Here is a 1048-nt window from a genome sequence, read left to right on the forward strand (position 1 = left end):
TTATTGAACGTATAGCTTTTTAATAGGCATCACTGCAATATGGAGGCATGACCAGATGCTATAAGCGATAATCCTGCACAAATTCTTAACATAGCTATTGAGTACAACAACAAAGATGTCATTGAGTTTCTAGTATCAAATGTAGAAGATGAAATATCAGAAATGCAGCTAGAACAAACTTTAAAGAATAATTTTATATCATCACTTAAATATAATCTTGTAGATAGAGTAAAATTGTTATTGCCTTTCGCATCAAAAATATCCTTCGCATCACAAGATTTAATAAATAGTGGTATTGATATTAGAAAAATCGCTGAAAATCATGATGAAGAAATAGTAAAAATGATATTTGAATCTCCAAATATAATATCCCTACATGGATATTATGTTAACTTAGAAATACAAAACGGTGATTGGAAAAACGCTGTATATTTAAAAAAAGCTGCCAAATATACTCAAGGATCCAGTACCCTAGTGCAAGAAGGATTAATAAGAGCATGGGATCTACAAAATAAATTTACTGGAATGAGTGTAAGTGAAGTTGCTAAATTTGGCTCACCAGAATTAATGGGGCTAATATTTAAAAATTTAAGCCCTGAGCAAATTCAAGATACTCTTAGTAAAGCTGTAACAAAATCTATTCAATTTAATAAAGATACTGCTGAGCTTAAGGAGCTACTACAATATCCAGATATTAAAATAACTTCAGAAAATCTTTATGAAGCGATACTCACGGGAAATAAAGAATCAGTAGTATTAGTAGTTAATCATCCGTCTACTAAAATAGATTATTGGTCTTTTATAGAAACAATCTTAAGAGTAAAAAATTCAGAAATCCTAGATTTAATATGTACTCATCCGTCTTCAGCAGAATTAGTAAGAAATTATTATTACAAAAATGAAAGGCATCCGGATAAAATTGCTAAGATTTCACATTATGTTCAAGAAATCCATGAAGATACTATCAATATTTTAGGGAATGAAGAATTTTAGCATAACTTAATTTGTAGAAGTCAAGATTTAATCTTACAGACATTATAAAAATTAT

General features: G+C 29.0%; 1 protein-coding gene. It reads left to right on the forward strand.

Going from position 1 to position 1048, the window contains the following annotated elements; genetic code table 11:
• Positions 1–162: 162 nt before the first annotated feature.
• Entirely contained in the window at positions 163–993 is an 831-nt protein-coding gene (locus KYQ89_RS00575) for a hypothetical protein (protein WP_218459864.1), read from the forward strand.
• The last annotated feature ends 55 nt before the right edge of the window (positions 994–1048 follow it).

The organism is Rickettsia sp. TH2014 (genome assembly GCF_019249195.1).
Taxonomy (GTDB): Bacteria; Pseudomonadota; Alphaproteobacteria; order Rickettsiales; family Rickettsiaceae; genus Rickettsia; species Rickettsia felis.

Bases quoted from the DNA above. Each gene is read 5' to 3' on its own strand.
- KYQ89_RS00575 (WP_218459864.1), top strand. From the start codon at position 163: ATGCAGCTAGAACAAACTTTAAAGAATAATTTTATATCATCACTTAAA.